This window comes from Methylobacterium sp. J-072 (assembly GCF_022829425.1).
GTDB lineage: Bacteria > Pseudomonadota > Alphaproteobacteria > Rhizobiales > Beijerinckiaceae > Methylobacterium.
Genome location: NZ_JAKSYK010000037.1, coordinates 1 through 283 on the forward strand (window position 1 = coordinate 1; position 283 = coordinate 283).

The following is a 283-nucleotide window of genomic DNA, read 5'->3' on the forward strand; positions in this document are numbered from 1 at the left end:
CCGGGATCGGCACGGTGAGAACGGGCATCGGGAACCGGGACGCGGGCGCGCTTGCTGTGGCACGTCACCGCGAACGAGGCCTCGCCGACCATGCTCGCGCACGGGCGTCTCGACACCCGCCAGGACACCCCGCCCAGCGCGGCCAGCGAGCCAGAAGCCAGCGGACCCGCATCCGGTGGGCCGGGATGCTGTCGTACACGATCGCGTCCGGCGCCCAGGCGATCTTGTGCCCGGCGCGCAGCAGGGCGTGGAAGAAGAACGTGTCCTCGCCGCCCATGGTGTT

Annotated in this window: 1 pseudogene; it reads right to left on the reverse strand. The window is 72.1% G+C overall.

The features are described 5' to 3' along the window. Positions 1–64: 64 nt before the first annotated feature. A pseudogene (locus MKK67_RS03185) lies at positions 65–283 on the reverse strand (hypothetical protein); the annotation flags it as partial.